This window comes from Bradyrhizobium sp. (assembly GCF_035935975.1).
Taxonomy (GTDB): domain Bacteria; phylum Pseudomonadota; class Alphaproteobacteria; order Rhizobiales; family Xanthobacteraceae; genus Bradyrhizobium.
This window is the reverse complement of record NZ_DASYWN010000035.1, coordinates 22,204-40,052: the sequence shown is the minus strand read 5'-3', so window position 1 is coordinate 40,052 and position 17,849 is coordinate 22,204. Positions and strand designations below refer to the sequence as shown.

General features: G+C 63.4%; 27 protein-coding genes. 1 reads left to right on the top strand and 26 read right to left on the bottom strand.

Going from position 1 to position 17,849, the window contains the following annotated elements:
• Positions 1-37: 37 nt before the first annotated feature.
• The 25 genes from rplO to rpsL all read right to left on the bottom strand — a co-directional run bounded on the left by rplO (position 38) and on the right by rpsL (position 13,932).
• A complete protein-coding gene (gene rplO / locus VGR99_RS19140) occupies positions 38-523 on the bottom strand; it encodes a 50S ribosomal protein L15 (RefSeq protein WP_097658746.1) in 486 nt (161 codons plus the stop codon).
• 75 nt (positions 524-598) lie between these two features.
• Positions 599-793 (bottom strand): 50S ribosomal protein L30, encoded by a 195-nt coding sequence (gene rpmD, locus VGR99_RS19135; protein WP_063682757.1) that lies wholly within the window; start codon positions 791-793, stop codon positions 599-601.
• 23 nt (positions 794-816) lie between these two features.
• Entirely contained in the window at positions 817-1,410 is a 594-nt protein-coding gene (gene rpsE, locus VGR99_RS19130) for a 30S ribosomal protein S5 (protein ID WP_008136332.1), read from the bottom strand.
• A gap of 44 nt (positions 1,411-1,454) precedes the next feature.
• A complete protein-coding gene (rplR, locus tag VGR99_RS19125; RefSeq protein ID WP_007603036.1) occupies positions 1,455-1,817 on the bottom strand; it encodes a 50S ribosomal protein L18 in 363 nt (120 codons plus the stop codon).
• 11 nt (positions 1,818-1,828) lie between these two features.
• Positions 1,829-2,362, bottom strand: coding sequence for a 50S ribosomal protein L6 (gene rplF, locus VGR99_RS19120; RefSeq protein WP_212301599.1), 534 nt, complete (start codon positions 2,360-2,362; stop codon positions 1,829-1,831).
• Between the two features lie 16 nt (positions 2,363-2,378).
• Positions 2,379-2,777 (bottom strand): 30S ribosomal protein S8, encoded by a 399-nt coding sequence (rpsH, locus tag VGR99_RS19115; RefSeq protein WP_028137017.1) that lies wholly within the window; start codon positions 2,775-2,777, stop codon positions 2,379-2,381.
• 14 nt (positions 2,778-2,791) lie between these two features.
• The gene (gene rpsN / locus VGR99_RS19110; protein WP_014494504.1) at positions 2,792-3,097 is read right to left on the bottom strand and encodes a 30S ribosomal protein S14; all 306 of its coding nucleotides are present in this window, start codon (positions 3,095-3,097) and stop codon (positions 2,792-2,794) included.
• Between the two features lie 46 nt (positions 3,098-3,143).
• Positions 3,144-3,701 (bottom strand): 50S ribosomal protein L5, encoded by a 558-nt coding sequence (rplE, locus tag VGR99_RS19105; RefSeq protein ID WP_011088141.1) that lies wholly within the window; start codon positions 3,699-3,701, stop codon positions 3,144-3,146.
• Complete coding sequence (rplX, locus tag VGR99_RS19100; protein ID WP_007603031.1) at positions 3,694-4,008, bottom strand: 50S ribosomal protein L24; 315 nt, start codon at positions 4,006-4,008, stop codon at positions 3,694-3,696. The genes rplE and rplX overlap by 8 nt, the downstream gene beginning before the upstream one ends.
• A complete protein-coding gene (rplN, locus tag VGR99_RS19095; RefSeq protein WP_007603030.1) occupies positions 4,008-4,376 on the bottom strand; it encodes a 50S ribosomal protein L14 in 369 nt (122 codons plus the stop codon). Before rplN ends, rplX begins: the two co-directional genes overlap by 1 nt.
• A gap of 84 nt (positions 4,377-4,460) precedes the next feature.
• Positions 4,461-4,709, bottom strand: coding sequence for a 30S ribosomal protein S17 (gene rpsQ / locus VGR99_RS19090; RefSeq protein ID WP_008136346.1), 249 nt, complete (start codon positions 4,707-4,709; stop codon positions 4,461-4,463).
• A 13-nt stretch (positions 4,710-4,722) separates the two neighbouring features.
• Positions 4,723-4,929, bottom strand: coding sequence for a 50S ribosomal protein L29 (gene rpmC / locus VGR99_RS19085; RefSeq protein WP_008136348.1), 207 nt, complete (start codon positions 4,927-4,929; stop codon positions 4,723-4,725).
• A 5-nt stretch (positions 4,930-4,934) separates the two neighbouring features.
• Complete coding sequence (gene rplP / locus VGR99_RS19080; protein WP_326900467.1) at positions 4,935-5,348, bottom strand: 50S ribosomal protein L16; 414 nt, start codon at positions 5,346-5,348, stop codon at positions 4,935-4,937.
• 30 nt (positions 5,349-5,378) lie between these two features.
• Positions 5,379-6,104 carry a 30S ribosomal protein S3 gene (rpsC, locus tag VGR99_RS19075; RefSeq protein WP_254132183.1) on the bottom strand — a complete coding sequence of 242 codons (726 nt, stop codon included), beginning with the start codon at positions 6,102-6,104 and terminating at the stop codon, positions 5,379-5,381.
• Between the two features lie 18 nt (positions 6,105-6,122).
• Positions 6,123-6,512, bottom strand: coding sequence for a 50S ribosomal protein L22 (gene rplV, locus VGR99_RS19070; RefSeq protein ID WP_057745488.1), 390 nt, complete (start codon positions 6,510-6,512; stop codon positions 6,123-6,125).
• A 10-nt stretch (positions 6,513-6,522) separates the two neighbouring features.
• Positions 6,523-6,801, bottom strand: coding sequence for a 30S ribosomal protein S19 (gene rpsS / locus VGR99_RS19065; RefSeq protein WP_008136357.1), 279 nt, complete (start codon positions 6,799-6,801; stop codon positions 6,523-6,525).
• Positions 6,802-6,813: 12 nt separating this feature from the next.
• Positions 6,814-7,647 carry a 50S ribosomal protein L2 gene (gene rplB / locus VGR99_RS19060; protein ID WP_326900453.1) on the bottom strand — a complete coding sequence of 278 codons (834 nt, stop codon included), beginning with the start codon at positions 7,645-7,647 and terminating at the stop codon, positions 6,814-6,816.
• Positions 7,648-7,659: 12 nt separating this feature from the next.
• The gene (locus VGR99_RS19055) at positions 7,660-7,962 is read right to left on the bottom strand and encodes a 50S ribosomal protein L23 (protein WP_027564406.1); all 303 of its coding nucleotides are present in this window, start codon (positions 7,960-7,962) and stop codon (positions 7,660-7,662) included.
• The gene (gene rplD / locus VGR99_RS19050; RefSeq protein ID WP_020508797.1) at positions 7,959-8,579 is read right to left on the bottom strand and encodes a 50S ribosomal protein L4; all 621 of its coding nucleotides are present in this window, start codon (positions 8,577-8,579) and stop codon (positions 7,959-7,961) included. Before rplD ends, VGR99_RS19055 begins: the two co-directional genes overlap by 4 nt.
• A 1-nt stretch (position 8,580) precedes the next feature.
• Positions 8,581-9,294: a 50S ribosomal protein L3 gene (gene rplC / locus VGR99_RS19045; protein ID WP_027554153.1), complete on the bottom strand. Its 714-nt coding sequence runs from the start codon at positions 9,292-9,294 to the stop codon at positions 8,581-8,583.
• Positions 9,295-9,346: 52 nt separating this feature from the next.
• A complete protein-coding gene (gene rpsJ / locus VGR99_RS19040; RefSeq protein ID WP_002712302.1) occupies positions 9,347-9,655 on the bottom strand; it encodes a 30S ribosomal protein S10 in 309 nt (102 codons plus the stop codon).
• An 82-nt stretch (positions 9,656-9,737) separates the two neighbouring features.
• Positions 9,738-10,928 (bottom strand): elongation factor Tu, encoded by a 1,191-nt coding sequence (gene tuf / locus VGR99_RS19035; RefSeq protein WP_200455586.1) that lies wholly within the window; start codon positions 10,926-10,928, stop codon positions 9,738-9,740.
• 40 nt (positions 10,929-10,968) lie between these two features.
• Entirely contained in the window at positions 10,969-13,041 is a 2,073-nt protein-coding gene (gene fusA / locus VGR99_RS19030) for an elongation factor G (RefSeq protein WP_326900409.1), read from the bottom strand.
• A gap of 33 nt (positions 13,042-13,074) precedes the next feature.
• On the bottom strand, positions 13,075-13,545 hold the full coding sequence (gene rpsG, locus VGR99_RS19025; protein WP_008136420.1) for a 30S ribosomal protein S7: 471 nt from the start codon (positions 13,543-13,545) through the stop codon (positions 13,075-13,077).
• A gap of 15 nt (positions 13,546-13,560) precedes the next feature.
• Positions 13,561-13,932 carry a 30S ribosomal protein S12 gene (gene rpsL, locus VGR99_RS19020; RefSeq protein WP_007603006.1) on the bottom strand — a complete coding sequence of 124 codons (372 nt, stop codon included), beginning with the start codon at positions 13,930-13,932 and terminating at the stop codon, positions 13,561-13,563.
• A gap of 687 nt (positions 13,933-14,619) precedes the next feature.
• Here rpsL and VGR99_RS19015 point away from each other — a divergent pair.
• Positions 14,620-15,876 carry an NAD(P)/FAD-dependent oxidoreductase gene (locus VGR99_RS19015; protein ID WP_326900388.1) on the top strand — a complete coding sequence of 419 codons (1,257 nt, stop codon included), beginning with the start codon at positions 14,620-14,622 and terminating at the stop codon, positions 15,874-15,876.
• On the opposite strand, the gene VGR99_RS19010 is transcribed toward VGR99_RS19015, so the two are convergent.
• Positions 15,786-17,822 (bottom strand): ABC transporter ATP-binding protein, encoded by a 2,037-nt coding sequence (locus VGR99_RS19010; RefSeq protein ID WP_326900386.1) that lies wholly within the window; start codon positions 17,820-17,822, stop codon positions 15,786-15,788. The two genes, VGR99_RS19015 and VGR99_RS19010, sit on opposite strands and share 91 nt — an antisense overlap.
• Positions 17,823-17,849 lie beyond the last annotated feature (27 nt).

Below are 17,849 nucleotides of genomic sequence, written 5' to 3'. Positions count from 1 at the left end.
GTAAAGGCCCGCGAGGCGCGGGCCAATGACGCAGTTGTTACGCCGCCTCGCCTTCTTCCTTGGCAGGGGCGAGGATCTTCACCGAACCGCCGGCCTTCTCGACCGCAGCGATCGCGGTCTTGGTGGCGCCGTGCACTTCAATGTTGAGCTTCGACTTGAGCTCGCCACGGCCGAGCAGCCGCACACCAGCCTTGGCGCGGCGCAGCACGCCGGCCTTCACCAGGGCCTCGACGTTCACGACGCTGCCGGCGTCGATCTTCTTGGCATCGACCGCTTCCTGGAGCCGGTCGAGATTGATCTCGGCGAACTCGACGCGGAAGATGTTGTTGAAGCCGCGCTTGGGCAGACGGCGATGCATCGGCATCTGGCCGCCTTCGAAACCCTTGATGCGCACGCCCGAACGCGCGGTCTGACCCTTGCCGCCGCGGCCGGACTGCTTGCCCTTGCCCGAACCGATGCCGCGGCCGACGCGCATACGCTTCTTGCGCGAGCCGGCGTTGTCGGCGATATCGCTGAGCTTCATCGCCCTTCTCCTTGTGTCTTGCGCACGATCTTCACCGAAAACGGATAGCCCGCTTTCGGGATCGCACGCCGCTTCTTACTTCTCGTCGACGATGCGAACGAGATGGTGAACCTTCTCGATCATGCCGCGGACCGCCGGGGTGTCCTGCAGTTCGCTGGTGCGACCGATCTTGTTGAGCTTGAGCCCGATCAGCGTCGAGCGCTGCGAGTGATGGCGGCGGATCGCGCTGCCGATCTGCTCGAGCTTGATCGTCTTGCTGGCCTTGGCCATGGGAGTCTACTCCAAAGCTTCCGTTAGTCGGCAGCCGCCTCGGCATCGCCACCGATACGGCGCGACTGCAGAGTGGACACCTTGATGTTGCGGCGGGCTGCGACCGAACGCGGCGAATCCTGATGCTTCAGCGCGTCGAAGGTTGCGCGAACCATGTTGTAGGGGTTCGACGAACCGATCGACTTGGCGACCACGTCCTGGACGCCGAGCGTCTCGAACACGGCGCGCATCGGGCCGCCGGCGATGATACCGGTACCGGCCGGAGCTGCACGCAGATAGACACGGCCCGCGCCATGACGGCCGGCGATGTCGTGATGGAGCGTGCGGCCCTCGCGCAGCGAGACGCGGGTCAGGTTGCGCTTGGCGGACTCGGTGGCCTTGCGGATCGCCTCAGGCACTTCGCGCGCCTTGCCGTGACCGAAGCCGGCGCGGCCCTTCTGATCGCCGATCACGACCAGCGCTGCGAAACCGAAGCGCTTGCCGCCCTTGACGACCTTGGCCACGCGGTTGATGTGGACGAGCTTGTCGACGAACTCGCTGTCGCGCTCCTCGCGCTCCTTGCGCTCGCGTCCGCCGCCGCGTTGATCGCGTCCACCACGTTGTTCGCGTTCTGCCATTTTTCCAATCCTTCAGAGGCTTGCGCCTCAATCCTCAAATTCTGTTAGAAGCTCAGCCCGCTCTCACGCGCTGCGTCGGCGAGAGCCTTGACGCGCCCGTGGTAGAGGTAGCTGCCGCGATCGAACACGACTTCCTTGACGCCCTTCTCGGCGGCGCGCTCGGCCAGCAGCTTGCCGACCGCCTTCGCCGCATCGATGTCGGCGCCGGTCTTGCCGCCGTCGCGCATCGACTTCTCGAGCGAAGAGGCAGAGGCCAGCGTCTCGCCCTTCAGGTCGTCGATGACCTGGGCGTAGATGTGCTTGGACGAGCGGAACACCGACAGACGCGGACGACCGCCACCGGAGCGGCGCAGCTTCAGCCGCACACTCCGCTTGCGCCGGGCATTGGTAACCTTGGCTTTGGACATGACCGGCTCCGTTACTTCTTCTTGCCTTCCTTGCGGAAGATGAATTCGCCCACATACTTCACGCCCTTGCCCTTGTAGGGCTCCGGCGGACGATAGCTGCGGATCTCGGCGGCGACCTGGCCGACGCGCTGGATGTCGCTGCCCGTCACCGTGATCTCGGTCGGCTTCGGCACGGTGATCGTGATCCCTTCCGGGATCGCATAGACCACATCGTGGCTGTAACCGAGCGCGAGCTGCAGGTTCTTGCCCTGCATCGCGGCGCGGTAACCGACGCCGGTGATCTCGAGCTTCTTCTCGAAGCCCTTGGTGACGCCTTCGACCAGATTCGCGACCTGGGCGCGAGCGGTACCGTACAGCGCGCGGGCGCGGTTGGTCTCGGCGCGCGGCTTGACCTTGATCTGGCCGCTCTCGAGCTTCACCTCGACGTCGTCATGGACGACGAACTGAAGCTGGCCCTTCGGCCCCTTCATCTTGACGGTCTGCCCATCGACGGTCGCGGTCACACCCGACGGAACCGCCACAGGCCTTTTGCCAACTCGTGACATGGATGAAAAATCCTTCTCAGAACACCGTGAAGAGGACTTCACCGCCCACATTCGCGTCGCGCGCGCTGTGGTCGGCCATGATCCCCTTCGGCGTCGACAACACCGAAATGCCGAGTCCGTTGTTGACCCGCGGCAGGTTCTTCACCGAGGCGTAGACACGACGCCCGGGCTTGGAAACACGTTCGATCTCGCGGATGACGGGCTCGCCATCGAAATACTTCAGCTCGATCTCGATCTCGCTGCGGCCCGAGGAGTGCTCGAGCGTGGCGTAGCCGCGGATGTAGCCTTCGGTCTTGAGGACCTCGAGCACGTTCTCGCGCATCTTCGAGCCGGGCGTGGAGACCTTGCTCTTCGAGCGCATCTGCGCGTTGCGGATGCGGGTGATCAGATCGCTGATTGGATCGTGCGTAGACATCTAAACGACCCTCCTTACCAGCTCGACTTGACGAGGCCCGGGACCATGCCCTTGGAGCCAAGGTCGCGGAGCGCGATACGGGACAGCTTGTTCTTGCGGTAGTTCGAGCGCGGGCGGCCCGACAGCTCGCAACGCAGACGGACGCGGGTCGCCGACGAATTGCGCGGCATTTCCGCAAGCTTCAGGGTGGCGGCGAACCGCTCCTCCATCGGCAGCGTCTTGTCGGCGATGATCGCCTTCAACCGCTCGCGCTTCGGGGCGGCGTTCTTCACCATCCGCTTGCGCCGGTTGTTCTTCTCGACTGAACTCTTCTTTGCCATGCTTGGCTCCTGGGTATCCGCGTTTGAGAGGCTTTAGGTCAGCGTCTCACTGCCGGAACGGGAAATTGAAAGCGGTCAACAAGGCCCTCGCCTCTTCGTCGGTCTTGGCCGTGGTGCAGACGGTGATGTCCATACCGCGGGCTTCCGTGACCTTGTCGAAGTCGATCTCGGGGAAAATGATGTGCTCCTTGATGCCGAGCGAGTAGTTGCCGCGGCCGTCAAAGCTCTTCGGGTTCAGGCCGCGGAAGTCGCGGACGCGCGGCAGCGCGACCGTCACCAGGCGATCGATGAACTCGTACATGCGGGCCTTGCGCAGCGTGACCTTGCAGCCGATCGGCTGGTTCTCACGCAGCTTGAAGGTCGCGATCGCGATACGCGAGTAGGTCACGATCGCCTTCTGGCCGGCGATCTGGGTCAGCTCGGCAGCGGCGGTCTCGGCCTTCTTGCGGTCGTTGACGGAATCGCCAACGCCCATGTTCAGCACGACCTTGTCCAGGCGCGGAACCTGCATCACGTTCTCATAACCGAACTTCTCGGTCATGGCGGTGCGGATCTTCGCGTCGTATTCCGCGCGCAGGCGCGGGGTGTAAGCGGCCTCAGCCATCGATCTCAGCTCCCGAGCTCTTGGCGATGCGGACCTTCTTGCCGTCCGCCAGAATCTTGAATCCGACGCGGGTCGGCTTTCCGTCCTTGCCGACATACGCGATGTTGGACAGTTGGATCGGCGACTCCTTCGAGATGATGCCGCCCTCCTGGGCCTGCGTCTGCTTCTGGTGACGCTTGACCATATTGATGCCGCGCACCAGCGCCGTGCCGGCGTCGGGGCGAACCTCGAACACCTCGCCGGTCCGGCCCTTGTCGCGGCCGGTCAGCACGACGACCTTGTCGCCCTTGCGGATCTTCGCAGCCATTACAGCACCTCCGGCGCGAGCGAGATGATCTTCATGTGGTTCTTCGCACGCAGCTCGCGCGGCACGGGCCCGAAGATACGGGTGCCGACCGGCTCGGACTGGTTGTTGATCAGAACAGCGGCGTTACGGTCGAAGCGGATGACCGAACCATCGGCGCGGCGGATGTCCTTGCGGACGCGCACCACGACGGCCTTCATCACGTCGCCCTTCTTCACCTTGCCACGCGGAATCGCTTCCTTGATCGAGACGACGATGATGTCGCCGATGGTGGCATAGCGGCGCTTGGAACCCCCGAGCACCTTGATACACATGACACGGCGTGCGCCAGAATTGTCGGCCACGTCGAGGTTGGTCTGCATCTGAATCATTGATGCACCTCGTCCTCTTTCCAATTGCGCCAGCCCAGCCGGCGCTCAACATTTCCCTGAAGTCAGTCGGCTAAAGCCAACAGATCAGGCGCTTTTCTTGTGTTCGCCCCGGATCACGACCCAGCGCTTCAACTTCGAAATCGGCTTCGATTCCTCGATCCACACCATGTCGCCCGGCTTGAACTGGTTGTCTTCGTCGTGCGCGTGGTAGTTCTTCGAACGGCGGATCGTCTTCTTGTAGATCGGGTGCGTGAAGCGGCGATCAACGCGCACAACGACGGTCTTGGCAGTCTTGTCGCTGACGACCACGCCTTGCAAAGTACGTTTCGGCATATTCGTAAGCCCCTTACTTCTCTTTCGCGCGCTTCTGCGCGGCGACGGTCTTGATGCGGGCGATGTCACGGCGAGCCTCGCGCAGGCGCGAGGTGTTCTCGAGCTGCCCGGTGGCGCGCTGGAAGCGCAGGTTGAAGCGCTCCTTCTTCAGGTTCAGGATGGCGTCATCCTGCTGGTCGGGGCTCATCGCGCGGATGTCTTCGATCTTCATCTGGGCCATGGCCATTACTCCGCAATGCGCTCGACGAAGCGCGTCTTGATCGGCAGCTTGGCAGCCGCCAGCGTCAGCGCTTCCTTCGCGGTCTGGGTGTTGACGCCGTCGATCTCGAACAGCACCCGGCCCGGCTTGACGCGCGCCACCCACAATTCCGGCGAACCCTTGCCGGAGCCCATGCGGACTTCGGCCGGCTTCTTCGACACCGGAACGTCGGGGAACACGCGGATCCAGACGCGGCCGGCGCGCTTCATGTGACGGGTCAGCGCGCGGCGAGCGGCTTCGATCTGGCGCGCGGTGACGCGCTCAGGCTCGGTCGCCTTCAGGCCGAACTGGCCGAACGCCAACGTCGCGCCCGAAGACGCAACGCCGTGGATGCGGCCCTTATGCGCCTTCCGGAACTTCGTTTTCTTAGGTTGCATCATGGCTTTAAGCCCTCAAATTCCTGTGCTGGATCAGGCTGCGGCCGTATCGCGGCGCCCACGGCCACCACGATCGCTGCTGCCGCCCGTCTCGCCTTCGGCCATTCTCTTGTCCTGGGCCATCGGATCGTGCTCGAGGATCTCGCCCTTGAAGATCCAGACCTTGACGCCGCAGGTGCCGAAGGTCGTGAACGCGGTCGCGACGCCGTAGTCGATGTCGGCGCGCAGCGTGTGCAGCGGCACGCGACCTTCGCGGTACCACTCCATGCGCGCGATTTCCGCACCGCCCAGACGACCCGAGCAGTTGATGCGGATGCCTTCCGCGCCGAGACGCATCGCCGACTGAACGGCGCGCTTCATGGCGCGGCGAAACGCCACGCGGCGCTCCAGCTGCTGCGCGATCGACTCGGCCACCAGCGTCGCATCGAGTTCCGGCTTGCGGATTTCGACGATGTTGATGACGACGTCGGACGAGGTGATGTCCGCGACCTTCTTGCGCAGCTTGTCGATGTCGGCGCCCTTCTTGCCGATCACCACGCCCGGACGAGCCGAGTGGATGGTGACGCGGCACTTCTTGTGCGGACGCTCGATCACGATGCGGGCGACGGCCGCCTGCTTGAGCTCCTTGTGCAGGATCTCGCGGATCTTGACGTCCTCGTGCAGCAGCTTGCCGTATTCCTGCTTGCCGGCGAACCAGCGGGAATCCCAGGTCCGGTTGATGCCGAGACGCAGACCGATCGGATTGATCTTTTGACCCATCGTTTTCTCCTGCGACCCTTAAGCCGCTGCTGCTTCGGCTTCGACCTGACGAACAATGATCGTCAGTTGCGAAAATGGTTTGTAGACACGGCCCGAGCGCCCGCGGCCGCGGGCGGCAAAGCGCTTCATCACGAGGCCGTTGCCGACGAAGGCCTGCGCCACGACGAGATCGTCGACGTCGAGATCGTGGTTGTTCTCGGCGTTGGCGATAGCCGATTCCAGGCACTTCTTCACGTCAACCGCGATCCGCTTGCGCGAAAACTGCAGGTCGGCGAGCGCAGCCGAAGCCTTCCGGCCGCGAATGAGCTGGGCGACCAGGTTGAGCTTCTGCGGGCTCACCCGCAGCATCCGGGCGACCGCCTTGGCCTCGTTCTCGGCGAGGCTCCGTTCGCGCTTAGGTTTGCTCATCGTTTAATCCTCAAGCCTTCTTGGCTTTCTTGTCGCCCGAGTGGCCATGGAAGGTCCGGGTCGGCGAGAACTCGCCGAACTTGTGACCCACCATTTCCTCGTTGACGGCCACCGGCACGTGCTTCTGACCGTTGTAGACGCCGAAGGTCAGGCCGACGAACTGCGGCAGGATCGTCGAGCGACGGCTCCAGATCTTGATGACGTCGTGACGGCCGGACGCGCGCGCGGCATCTGCCTTCTTGAGCAGAGAACCCTCGACGAACGGGCCTTTCCAGACTGAACGAACCATGTCCGGCGTTCCTTACTTCTTCCGCTTGTGGCGGCTTAGGAGAATGAATTTGTTGGTCGACTTGTTGCTGCGGGTCTTCTTGCCCTTGGTCGGCTTGCCCCACGGAGTGACCGGGTGACGACCGCCCGAGGTACGACCTTCACCACCGCCGTGCGGATGGTCGATCGGGTTCATCGAAACACCGCGGTTATGCGGCTTGCGGCCCAGCCAACGGTTGCGGCCGGCCTTGCCGATCGAGGTGTTCATGTGGTCCGGGTTCGACACCGCGCCGATCGTGCCGCGGCAACGGCCGTGCACCAGGCGCTGTTCGCCCGAGTTCAGGCGGATGATGACGTAGTCCTGGTCGCGGCCGACGAGCTGGGCATAGGTGCCGGCGGAACGGGCGAGCTGGCCGCCCTTCCCGATCTTGACCTCGATGTTGTGGATGATCGTGCCGACCGGCATGTTGCCGAGCGGCATGACGTTGCCCGGCTTCACGTCGACATAGTTGCCGGCGACCACGGAATCGCCAACCGCCAGACGCTGCGGCGCCAGGATATAGGCCTGGGTGCCGTCTTCGTACTTGACCAGCGCGATGAACGCGGTGCGGTTCGGATCGTATTCCAGCCGCTCGACCGTCGCGGGCGCATCGACCTTGTCGCGCTTGAAGTCGACGAGGCGCAGGGTCTGCTTGTGACCGCCGCCGCGGAAGCGCACGGTGATGCGACCGGTGTTGTTGCGACCGCCCGAGGAATGCTTGCCTTCAGTGAGCGCCTTGACCGGCTTGCCCTTGTACAGGGCCGAACGATCGACCATGACCAGTTGGCGCTGGCCCGGCGTCGTGGGATTGAATGTCTTCAGTGCCATCGTCGTTCGACCTTACAGACCGGTGGTGACGTCGATGCGGTGGCCCTCTTCGAGGGTCACGATCGCGCGCTTGCTGTTCGACTGCGAGCCGAGATTGCCGCGGAAGACCTTGGTCTTGCCCTTGCGGACCAGCGTGTTGACGCTCTTGACCTTGACGTCGAACAGCTTCTCGATCGCTTCCTTGATCTGCGGCTTGGTCGCCTTGGCGGCCACCTTGAACAGCACCTTGTTGTGCTCCGAAGCGATCGTCGCCTTTTCGGTCACGACCGGCGACAGGATCACGTCGTAGTGGCGAGGCTCGATGTTCTTGCTCATTTGAAGCGCGCCTCCAGCGCATCGATGGCGGCCTTGGTCAGAACAAGCTTCTGACGGCGCAGGATGTCATAAACGTTGATGCCCTGGATCGGCAGCACGTCCATGTTCGGGATGTTGCGAGCCGCAGCGGCAAAGCCGTTGTTGAGCTCGGCGCCGTCGATGATCAGGGCGTTGGTCAAGCCCAGACCCGAGAAGTGACCGAGCAGCGCCTTGGTCTTGGCGGCTTCCAGCGCGGCCTTCTCGATCACGACGAGATCGCCGTCCTTGGCCTTGGCCGAGAGCGCATGCTTGAGAGCGAGCGCGCGGACCTTCTTCGGCAGGTCGGTGGCGTGCGAACGCACCACCGGACCGAAGGCACGGCCACCGCCACGGAACTGCGGCACGCGGGCCGAGCCGTGACGAGCACCGCCGGTGCCCTTCTGCTTGTACATCTTCTTGCCGGTGCGCCAGATCTCGGCGCGGCCCTTGGCCTTGTGCGTGCCGGCCTGGCGCTTGTTGAGCTGCCACTGCACGCAACGTGCAATGATGTCCTGGCGCGGCTCGAGACCGAAAATGGTGTCGGAGAGCTGGACGGAGCCGGCTTCCTTACCTTCGAGAGTGGTGACCTTCAATTCCATCTCACGCCTCCTGCGCAGCCGGGGCGGCTTCCGCGTCGCCAGCAACCTTGAACTTGCCGGGCTTCGGAGCTTCCTTAGGCAGCGGCTTCTTGACGGCGTCGCGCACGCGGATCCAGCCGCCCTTGGAGCCGGGAACGGCGCCTTCGACGAGGATCAGGCCGCGCTCGACATCGAGCTGAACGACGCGGAGGTTGAGCGTGGTGATGCGGTCGACACCCATGTGGCCGGGCATCTTCTTGTTCTTCCAGGTCTTGCCGGGATCCTGACGACCACCGGTCGAACCGATCGAACGGTGCGAGATCGACACACCGTGCGTGGCGCGCAGACCGCCGAAGTTCCAGCGCTTCATGCCGCCGGCGAAGCCCTTACCGACCGAGGTGCCGGTGACGTCGACGAACTGGCCGACGACGAAGTGATCGGCCTGGATCTCGGCACCGACCGGGATCATGGCGTCCGCGGTGACGCGGAACTCCTCGACCCGCCGCTTCGGCTCGACCTTGGCGACCGCGAACTGGCCGCGCTCTGCCTTGGGCATGTAAACGGTCTTGCGGGCACCAGAACCAAGCTGGAGCGCGACGTAACCGTTCTTCTCTTCGGTGCGGTGGCCTACGACCTGGCAATTGCCGAGCTTCAGCACGGTCACGGGGATATGTTCGCCGGCCTCCGTAAAGACCCGCGTCATCCCGACCTTTTGTGCGATCACTCCGGAGCGCATCGGCTTGCTTCCTGTTCTTTCTGTCCGCTTGCGCGAACGGGATCCAAAAATCTTAGAGCTTGATCTCGACGTCGACACCGGCGGCCAGGTCGAGCTTCATCAAAGCATCGACGGTCTGCGGGGTCGGATCGACGATGTCGAGCAGGCGCTTGTGAGTGCGCATCTCGAACTGTTCGCGGCTCTTCTTGTCGACGTGGGGCGAACGGTTGACGGTGAACTTCTCGATGCGGGTGGGCAGCGGAATGGGTCCGCGGACCTGCGCGCCGGTGCGCTTCGCCGTGTTCACGATCTCGCGGGTCGACGTATCGAGGATACGATGGTCGAACGCCTTGAGACGGATGCGAATATTTTGGCCGTTCATTGCCGTGGTCTCTCTTCGTTGGGTGGCGAATAGCGAATAGCGAATGTCCCCATTCGCTACTCGCCGATCCCTATTCTCGTAATTACTCGATGATCGAAGCGACGACGCCGGCGCCGACGGTGCGGCCACCTTCGCGGATCGCGAAGCGGAGCTTTTCTTCCATCGCGATCGGCACGATCAGGTGCACTTCCATCGCGATGTTGTCGCCCGGCATCACCATCTCGGTGCCTTCCGGCAGGTGCACGACACCGGTCACGTCGGTGGTGCGGAAGTAGAACTGCGGACGGTAGTTGGTGAAGAACGGGGTGTGGCGACCGCCCTCTTCCTTGGTGAGGATGTAAGCCTCAGCCTTGAACTTGGTGTGCGGCTTGACCGAACCCGGCTTGGCCAGAACCTGACCGCGCTCGACGTCTTCACGCTTGGTACCACGGAGCAGCGCACCGATGTTGTCGCCGGCCTGGCCCTGATCGAGCAGCTTGCGGAACATTTCGACGCCGGTGACGGTGGTCTTCTGGGTGGCGCGGAGACCGACGATCTCGATTTCCTCGCCGACCTTGACGATGCCGCGCTCGACACGGCCGGTCACGACGGTGCCGCGGCCCGAGATCGAGAACACGTCTTCAACCGGCATCAGGAACGGCTGGTCGATCGGACGCTCCGGCTGCGGGATGTACTCGTCGACGTTCTTCATCAGCTCGAGGATGGCGTCGTGGCCGAGCTTCTTGTCCGAATCTTCGAGAGCGGCGAGCGCCGAACCCTTGATGATCGGGATCTTGTCGCCCGGGAATTCGTACTTCGAGAGCAGTTCGCGGACTTCGAGCTCGACGAGCTCGAGGAGTTCCGGATCGTCGACCATGTCGCACTTGTTGAGGAACACGACGAGCGCGGGCACGCCGACCTGGCGGGCGAGCAGGATGTGCTCGCGGGTCTGCGGCATCGGGCCGTCAGCGGCCGACACGACCAGGATCGCACCGTCCATCTGGGCGGCGCCGGTGATCATGTTCTTCACGTAGTCGGCGTGGCCGGGGCAGTCGACGTGCGCGTAGTGGCGGTTCGGCGTCTCGTACTCGACGTGCGCGGTCGAGATGGTGATGCCGCGCGCCTTCTCTTCCGGCGCCTTGTCGATCTGGTCGTACGCGGTGAACGTCGCACCGCCGGCTTCGGCGAGAACCTTGGTGATCGCCGCGGTCAGCGACGTCTTGCCATGGTCGACGTGACCGATGGTGCCGATGTTGCAGTGCGGCTTGTTACGTTCAAACTTTGCTTTGGCCATTTGACTCTCCGTTCAATCGTCAGTTCGTGACCGACGACAATCAGGCAAACTTCTTCTGGACTTCTGCCGACACGTTGGCCGGCGCTTCTGCGTAGTGGTCGAACTGCATGGTGAAGGTTGCGCGACCCTGGCTCATCGAGCGCAGGTTATTCACGTAACCGAACATGTTCATGAGCGGCACCATCGCGTTGATGACGTTGGCGTTGCCGCGCATGTCCTGCCCCTGGATCTGACCGCGCCGGGAATTCAGGTCGCCGATGACCGAGCCGGTGTAGTCTTCCGGGGTCACCACTTCGACCTTCATGATCGGCTCGAGCAGGACGGACTTGCCCTTCTGCAGCGCTTCGCGGAAGGCCGCGCGCGATGCGATTTCGAAGGCGAGCGCCGACGAGTCGACGTCGTGATACTTGCCGTCGACGAGCTGAACCTTGACGTCGACCACGGGGAAGCCCGCGACCACGCCAGAGCTCATCACGCTGTTGAGGCCCTTTTCGACGCCGGGGATGTATTCCTTCGGAACCGCACCACCGACGATCTTGGACTCGAACTCGTAACCCTTGCCGGGCTCGTTCGGCTCGACCACGATCGACACTTCCGCGAACTGACCGGTGCCGCCGGTCTGCTTCTTGTGGGTGTACTTGACCTCGGCCTTCTTGGTGACGCGCTCACGGAACGCAACCTGCGGCGCGCCGATGTTGGCGTCGACCTTGTAGGTGCGCTTGAGGATGTCGACCTTGATGTCGAGATGGAGTTCGCCCATGCCCTTGAGGATGGTCTGGCCGGACTCCTGGTCGGTCGACACGCGGAAGGACGGATCCTCCGCAGCGAGCTTGGCCAGCGCCACGCCCAGCTTTTCCTGGTCGGCCTTGGACTTCGGCTCGATCGCGATCTCGATGACCGGCTCGGGGAATTCCATCTTCTCGAGGATTACCTGCTTGTCGGGATCGCACAGCGTGTCACCGGTGCGCGCTTCCTTCAGGCCGGCCAGCGCGACGATGTCGCCGGCATAGGCTTCCTTGATGTCTTCGCGGTTGTTCGCATGCATCAACAGCATGCGCCCGATGCGCTCCTTCTTCTCGCGGGTCGAGTTCACGACGCCGGTGCCGCTCTGCAGGATACCGGAGTAGATGCGGCAGAAGGTGATGGTGCCGACGAACGGGTCGTCCATGATCTTGAACGCGAGCAGCGCCAGCGGCTCCTTGTCGTCCGCCTTGCGCACGACTTCGTTGCCGGCGTCGTCGGTGCCCTTGATGGCGGGCACGTCGATCGGCGACGGCAGATAGTCGACGACGGCGTCGAGCAGCGGCTGCACGCCCTTGTTCTTGAAGGCCGAGCCACAGAGCACGGGATAGAACGCACCGGTCAGCACCGCCTTGCGGAGCAGACGCTTCAGGGTCGCCTCGTCCGGCTCCTTGCCGTCCAGATAGGCGGCCATGGCGTCGTCATCGAGCTCGACGGCGGCTTCCACCATCTTCTCGCGGTATTCCTTGGCCTGGTCGACCATGTCTTCCGGAATGTCGACATAGTCGAACTTCGCGCCGAGCGACTCGTCGTTCCAGACGATGCCCTTCATCTTCACGAGGTCGACGAGACCCTTGAAGTTGTTCTCGGCACCGATCGGAAGCTGAATCGCGATCGGCTTGGCGCCGAGGCGGTCGACGATGTCGGACAGACACTTGAAGAAGTCGGCGCCGGTCTTGTCCATCTTGTTGGCGAAGACGATGCGCGGAACCTTGTACTTGTCGCCCTGGCGCCAGACGGTCTCGGTCTGGGGCTCGACGCCCTGGTTCGAGTCGAGCACGCAGACGGCGCCGTCGAGCACGCGCAGCGAACGCTCGACTTCGATGGTGAAGTCGACGTGGCCGGGAGTGTCGATGATGTTCAGGCGCTTGCCGGCCCAGAAGGCGGTGGTCGCAGCCGAGGTGATCGTGATGCCACGCTCCTGCTCCTGCTCCATCCAGTCCATCGTCGCGGCACCTTCGTGCACTTCGCCGATCTTGTGGCTCTTGCCGGTGTAATAGAGGATGCGCTCGGTCGTCGTGGTCTTGCCGGCGTCGATATGCGCCATGATACCGAAGTTACGGTAGTCTTCGATGGCATGTTGGCGGGGCATGGGGTGTTCCTTGCGAGTCCGTTTGTTTCGCCGTTACCAGCGATAGTGCGAGAAGGCACGGTTGGCTTCCGCCATCCGGTGCACGTCTTCACGCTTCTTGACGGCGTTGCCACGGTTGTTCGATGCGTCCAGCAGCTCAGCCGAGAGCCGCTCGGTCATCGTCTTCTCGTTGCGCTCGCGCGCAGCCGAGATCAGCCAGCGGATGCCCAGCGCCTGACGGCGGGTCGAACGAACCTCGACCGGAACCTGGTAGGTCGCGCCGCCGACGCGGCGGGAGCGCACTTCGATCGTCGGCATGACGTTCTCGAGTGCCTGCTCGAACACGCCGAGCGGGTTCTGCTTGGTCTTGGATTCGATGATACCAAACGCACCGTAGACGATGCCTTCGGCGACCGACTTCTTGCCGGCGTACATCACCGAGTTCATGAACTTGGTGACGATGATGTTCCCGAACTTCGGATCCGGGAGAACTTCGCGCTTTTCCGCTGAGTGGCGACGAGACATAGGCTTGGTTCCCGCTTACTTCGGACGCTTGGCGCCGTACTTCGAACGACGCTGCTTACGGTTCTTGACGCCCTGGGTATCCAGAACGCCGCGGAGGATGTGGTAGCGCACGCCGGGCAAGTCCTTGACGCGGCCGCCGCGGATCATGACCACCGAGTGCTCCTGGAGGTTATGACCCTCGCCGGGGATGTAGCCGATCACCTCGAAGCCGTTGGTCAGACGCACCTTGGCGACCTTACGAAGCGCCGAGTTCGGCTTCTTCGGGGTCGTCGTGTAGACGCGGGTGCAAACACCACGCTTCTGCGGCGACTGCTGCAGCGCCGGCACCTTCTTGCGCGACTTCTGCACTTCACGCGGTTGAGCGATCAGCTGGTTGATCGTCGGCATCCTGGCCTTACCCTTTGTTCTGCCGCGGCCCCTGTCAGGTCCGCTGTCTTGGCGCGGCCCGTTACCGGGACCGCAAATTCTTTTCGAGCCACCTGCTCGACGAGGCCGCCTCACGCGGAACAATCCGCACAAAGCGAAATTGCGCCAACCGCTCCATCACTGAGCGGAAAGCGTTACGACGCCACAGAGGACCGCAGTATCAAGGCCGATCAGCTTGAAGCCGCGGCCCGCGAACTGAGGTCATGCATCCGAATTCGATCTCAAGAGAACGAGCTCAAGAGACCTAGAATCGCACTGGCATTGCCTAGCTATGATCGACAGCGTTTGAGCGGCATTCGTCGAGGTTGGTGCCCGCTATAAAATGACCCCTCAGGATTTAATCCCTGGGATCTAACGGGTGGCCCGTTCCGACGTTGGCTATGCTCACCGCCTGTCGTTAAGTGAGGCGCTTTCTATAAGTGAGAATCGGTCAAGTCAAGGTGAAACGACAGTCAGAAAGCGCTTCTCGCGCCTGTCGAAATCGACGTTCACCGCACTCACCGCGCCTCCCCGATATGGGCACCCCGGCCGTGTTCCGCTACCCCTCCGGCCCATTTATACCCGGGAGAAATATACTTTTATATCCCTCGCTAAGGCTTTTTTTCCTGTTGATGCGTCAATCTGCCACCTTCGGCAGAGATTTGCGCCATGCGGTACACCGACATTGCCATTATCGGCGGGGGATTATCCGGCTCGACCGCCGCCGCGATGCTCGGCCGCGCCGGCATTTCGGCAGTGCTGATCGATCCGCATGAGAGCTATCCAGCGGACTTTCGAGTCGAAAAACTCAGCGGCCAGCTGCAGGTCGAGCGATTCCTGAAGACGGGAATCGGAGAATCGGTGCTGCGCCGCGCGACCTTCGCCGGCGAGAACTGGATCGCGCGCTTCGGCCATCTGCTCGACAAGGCGCCGAGCCGACAATTCAACATCCTCTACGATTCCCTGGTGAACGCGGTCCGCGACGAAATCCCCGCAAGCGTTGCACGCATCTGCGCCAAGGCGATCGCGGTCGAGACGAGCCCCGAGCGGCAGCGGATTACGCTGTCCAATGACGAGACCATCTCGGCCCGCCTGGTGGTGCTCGCCAACGGCCTCAATGTCGGCCTGCGCCACCAGCTCGGTATCGCGCGAAGGGTCGTCAGCGCCTGCCATTCGATCTCGATCGGGTTCGACGTCGTGCCGGCCGGGCGGACTGCCTTCGACTTCCCGGCGCTGACCTATTTCTCGGAGCGGCCGAGCGACCGCATCCCCTACATCACGCTGTTTCCGATCGGTACGTGCATGCGTGCGAATCTGTTCGTGTATCGCGGCTTCGACGATCCCTGGCTGCGCGAGCTGCGCCGCGCCCCAAGCGAGACGCTGAACGCCGCCCTGCCCCGGCTCAAGCGCATCACCGGCGCCTTCGACATTCCCGGCGAGATCAAGATCCGCCCGGTCGATCTCTATGTGAATGATTCCAGCGGCCTGCCCGGCCTGGTGCTGGTGGGCGATGCGTTCGCGACCTCCTGCCCCGCCGCCGGCACCGGCTGCGACAAGGTTTTCACCGACGTCGAGCGGCTCTGTAACGTCCATATCCCGCAATGGCTCGCGTCCGACGGCATGGATGCGGGCAAGATCGCCGGCTTCTACGCCGATCCGGTGAAGCGGGATTGCGACGAATGGTCGGCGGCGAAGGCGTTCGCCTTCCGCTCGGTCTCGGTCGACACGAGCCCCTATTGGACGGCGCAGCGCTGGGCGCGCTTCATGGCCTGGTCGGTTCAGGGGCTCTTGCGGCCGCTTGGAGGCGCCTTCCATCTGGAGCCGAACTTCCTCGGTCACTCCTCCTCGTCGTCCTCGTCCTCATCATCCTCGTCGAGGTCGTCCTCTTCCTCGTCGTCATCATCGTCGCTGTCGTCGTCGGCCTGAGCCACCGCGCCATGCGGCTGGTGGATCTGGTCGTTCCACAGCTTGCGATAGGTGCCGTTCTTGGCGAGCAGCTCGGCATGCGAGCCGCGCTCGATCGCCCTGCCCCCTGAGATCACGATGATCTCGTCCATCTCGACCACCGAGGTCAGGCGATGGGTGGACCAGATCATGGTGCGGCCCTTGGCGACCTTCAGCAGCGTGCGGTTGATCGCGGCTTCCGTGGTCTGGTCGAGCGCCGAAGTGGCCTCGTCCAGCAGCAGCACGGACGGATTGCGGATGATCGCGCGCGCGATCGCGATGCGCTGGCGCTGGCCGCCCGACAGCGTATCGCCACGTTCGCCGACCGGCGTGTCGTAGCGCTGCGGCAGGCTCATGATGTAGCGGTGGATCTCGGCCTTCTTCGCGGCCTCCTCCACCTCCTCGTCGGTCGCGCCTTCCTTGCCGAGCCGGATGTTCTCGCGGATCGACATGTTGAACAGCATGTTCTCCTGGAACACGACCGCCATGCTCCGGCGCAGCGAATCCAGCGTCACCTTGCGCACGTCGACGCCGTCGATGGTGACGCGCCCCTCGTCGGGCACGTAGAGCCGCAGGATCAGGTTGAGCAGCGTGCTCTTGCCGGAGCCGGAAGGGCCGACGACGGCGATGCTCTTGCCGACCTTGAGCTTGAGGCTGAGATTGTCCAGCACCGGCGTCTGGCTGTTTTCGTACTGGAAGGTAACGTGGTCGAAGGTGATGTCGTTGGTGATGCGCGGCAGGTCGGGCGCGCCGGGCCGATCGGCACCGCGGGTCGGCTCGTCCAGCAGTTCCTGGATGTGGCGGATCGCGGCGGCCGAGGAGATCGACACCGGGATGAAATGCATCACATGGGCGATGTTGTAGGACACCTCCCAGAACGCGCTCTCGAAGGTGACGAAGGTGCCGATCGTGATCTGGCCCTTGGTCGCCAGATACGCGCCGATCGCGAGCACCACGAGGTGCAGCAACAGCACCGAGATGGTGACGGTGCGCTCCACCATGGTCGACAGGAACGCCGCTGAGGCGATCTTGTGGCGGGTCTCGTCGTTGCGGAAGCGGAAGAAGCCGAACATCTTGCGCTGCAGGCTGAACGCCTTGATCACCGCCTGCGCCGCGACGTTCTCCTGCACCATGCCGAGCAGTGCGCTCTCGTTCTGCTTCTGCTCGTAATTGGCCTGCACCGCCTTCGGGGTCAGGATGCGCGGGCCGATCAGCGTGATCGGGAACACCAGCAGCGCGACCACCGCGAGCTGCCAGTTCAGGAACAGCATCAGGATGATGCCGGCGATCAGTTCCAGGAACGGCAGCGCCGCGCTGTTGGCGAAGGTCTTCACCGAGCCTTCGAATGCCGAGAGGTCGACCGAGAAACGCGACAGGATCTCGCCGCGCTTGGTGCGGCCGAAATAGGCCGCCGGGAGGTCCTGGACGTGCTCGAACAGGCGCTTGCGGACGTCGGAAATGATGCAGGCCGCGAGCCGCGCGTCCCAGCGCTCGTACCAGACCGCGACGATCGAGGTGAAGATGCCGGCGACCGCGAGCACGCCGAGGATCTTGTAGAGCGCGTGGAAATCCTCCTCGCCGAGCGCGTCGTCGATCAGGTATTTCAGGCTGAGCGGCATGATGACGTTGAACAGCGTCTCGACGACGACGCCGAACGCCACGAATGACAGCATCCGCTTGTAGTTGACGAGAACAGGCTTGACGAAGCCCAGGATCGTCGCGAGCGCGCCGGCGGCCTCGCGCGCGGTAAAGACGACGAGCTCCTCGTCCTCATCGTCGTCATCGAGCTCCAGCTCGTCACCCTCCTCGTCTTCGTCGTCCTCGTCGTCTTCGAGATCGGGCTTGGCGGGAGTGAGCTTGTCGTCGAGCTCGGTCGCCTCGTCGGAGGCGAGCTTCTGTTTGTCGGGCGAGAGAGGCTTGGACGCCATGAAACCAACCGATGCTGACGGCCGGCA

Coding starts and splice junctions, on each gene's coding strand:
- VGR99_RS19015 (WP_326900388.1), top strand. CDS start 14,620: ATGCGGTACACCGACATTGCCATTATCGGCGGGGGATTATCCGGCTCG.
- rpsN (WP_014494504.1), bottom strand. CDS start 3,097: ATGGCAAAGAAGAGTTCAGTCGAGAAGAACAACCGGCGCAAGCGGATG.
- rpsE (WP_008136332.1), bottom strand. CDS start 1,410: ATGGCAGAACGCGAACAACGTGGTGGACGCGATCAACGCGGCGGCGGA.
- rplD (WP_020508797.1), bottom strand. CDS start 8,579: ATGGAATTGAAGGTCACCACTCTCGAAGGTAAGGAAGCCGGCTCCGTC.
- tuf (WP_200455586.1), bottom strand. CDS start 10,928: ATGGCCAAAGCAAAGTTTGAACGTAACAAGCCGCACTGCAACATCGGC.
- VGR99_RS19010 (WP_326900386.1), bottom strand. CDS start 17,822: ATGGCGTCCAAGCCTCTCTCGCCCGACAAACAGAAGCTCGCCTCCGAC.
- fusA (WP_326900409.1), bottom strand. CDS start 13,041: ATGCCCCGCCAACATGCCATCGAAGACTACCGTAACTTCGGTATCATG.
- rpmC (WP_008136348.1), bottom strand. CDS start 4,929: ATGGCCCAGATGAAGATCGAAGACATCCGCGCGATGAGCCCCGACCAG.
- rpsC (WP_254132183.1), bottom strand. CDS start 6,104: ATGGGTCAAAAGATCAATCCGATCGGTCTGCGTCTCGGCATCAACCGG.
- rpsG (WP_008136420.1), bottom strand. CDS start 13,545: ATGTCTCGTCGCCACTCAGCGGAAAAGCGCGAAGTTCTCCCGGATCCG.
- rplO (WP_097658746.1), bottom strand. CDS start 523: ATGAAGCTCAGCGATATCGCCGACAACGCCGGCTCGCGCAAGAAGCGT.
- rpsH (WP_028137017.1), bottom strand. CDS start 2,777: ATGTCTACGCACGATCCAATCAGCGATCTGATCACCCGCATCCGCAAC.
- rplE (WP_011088141.1), bottom strand. CDS start 3,701: ATGGCTGAGGCCGCTTACACCCCGCGCCTGCGCGCGGAATACGACGCG.
- rplC (WP_027554153.1), bottom strand. CDS start 9,294: ATGCGCTCCGGAGTGATCGCACAAAAGGTCGGGATGACGCGGGTCTTT.
- rpsQ (WP_008136346.1), bottom strand. CDS start 4,709: ATGCCGAAACGTACTTTGCAAGGCGTGGTCGTCAGCGACAAGACTGCC.
- rplV (WP_057745488.1), bottom strand. CDS start 6,512: ATGAGCAAACCTAAGCGCGAACGGAGCCTCGCCGAGAACGAGGCCAAG.
- rpsS (WP_008136357.1), bottom strand. CDS start 6,801: ATGGTTCGTTCAGTCTGGAAAGGCCCGTTCGTCGAGGGTTCTCTGCTC.
- rpsL (WP_007603006.1), bottom strand. CDS start 13,932: ATGCCGACGATCAACCAGCTGATCGCTCAACCGCGTGAAGTGCAGAAG.
- rplF (WP_212301599.1), bottom strand. CDS start 2,362: ATGTCACGAGTTGGCAAAAGGCCTGTGGCGGTTCCGTCGGGTGTGACC.
- VGR99_RS19055 (WP_027564406.1), bottom strand. CDS start 7,962: ATGAGCAAGAACATCGAGCCTCGCCACTACGACGTGATCCTGTCGCCG.
- rpsJ (WP_002712302.1), bottom strand. CDS start 9,655: ATGAACGGCCAAAATATTCGCATCCGTCTCAAGGCGTTCGACCATCGT.
- rplP (WP_326900467.1), bottom strand. CDS start 5,348: ATGATGCAACCTAAGAAAACGAAGTTCCGGAAGGCGCATAAGGGCCGC.
- rplX (WP_007603031.1), bottom strand. CDS start 4,008: ATGGCTGCGAAGATCCGCAAGGGCGACAAGGTCGTCGTGCTGACCGGC.
- rplB (WP_326900453.1), bottom strand. CDS start 7,647: ATGGCACTGAAGACATTCAATCCCACGACGCCGGGCCAGCGCCAACTG.
- rplR (WP_007603036.1), bottom strand. CDS start 1,817: ATGTCCAAAGCCAAGGTTACCAATGCCCGGCGCAAGCGGAGTGTGCGG.
- rpmD (WP_063682757.1), bottom strand. CDS start 793: ATGGCCAAGGCCAGCAAGACGATCAAGCTCGAGCAGATCGGCAGCGCG.
- rplN (WP_007603030.1), bottom strand. CDS start 4,376: ATGATTCAGATGCAGACCAACCTCGACGTGGCCGACAATTCTGGCGCA.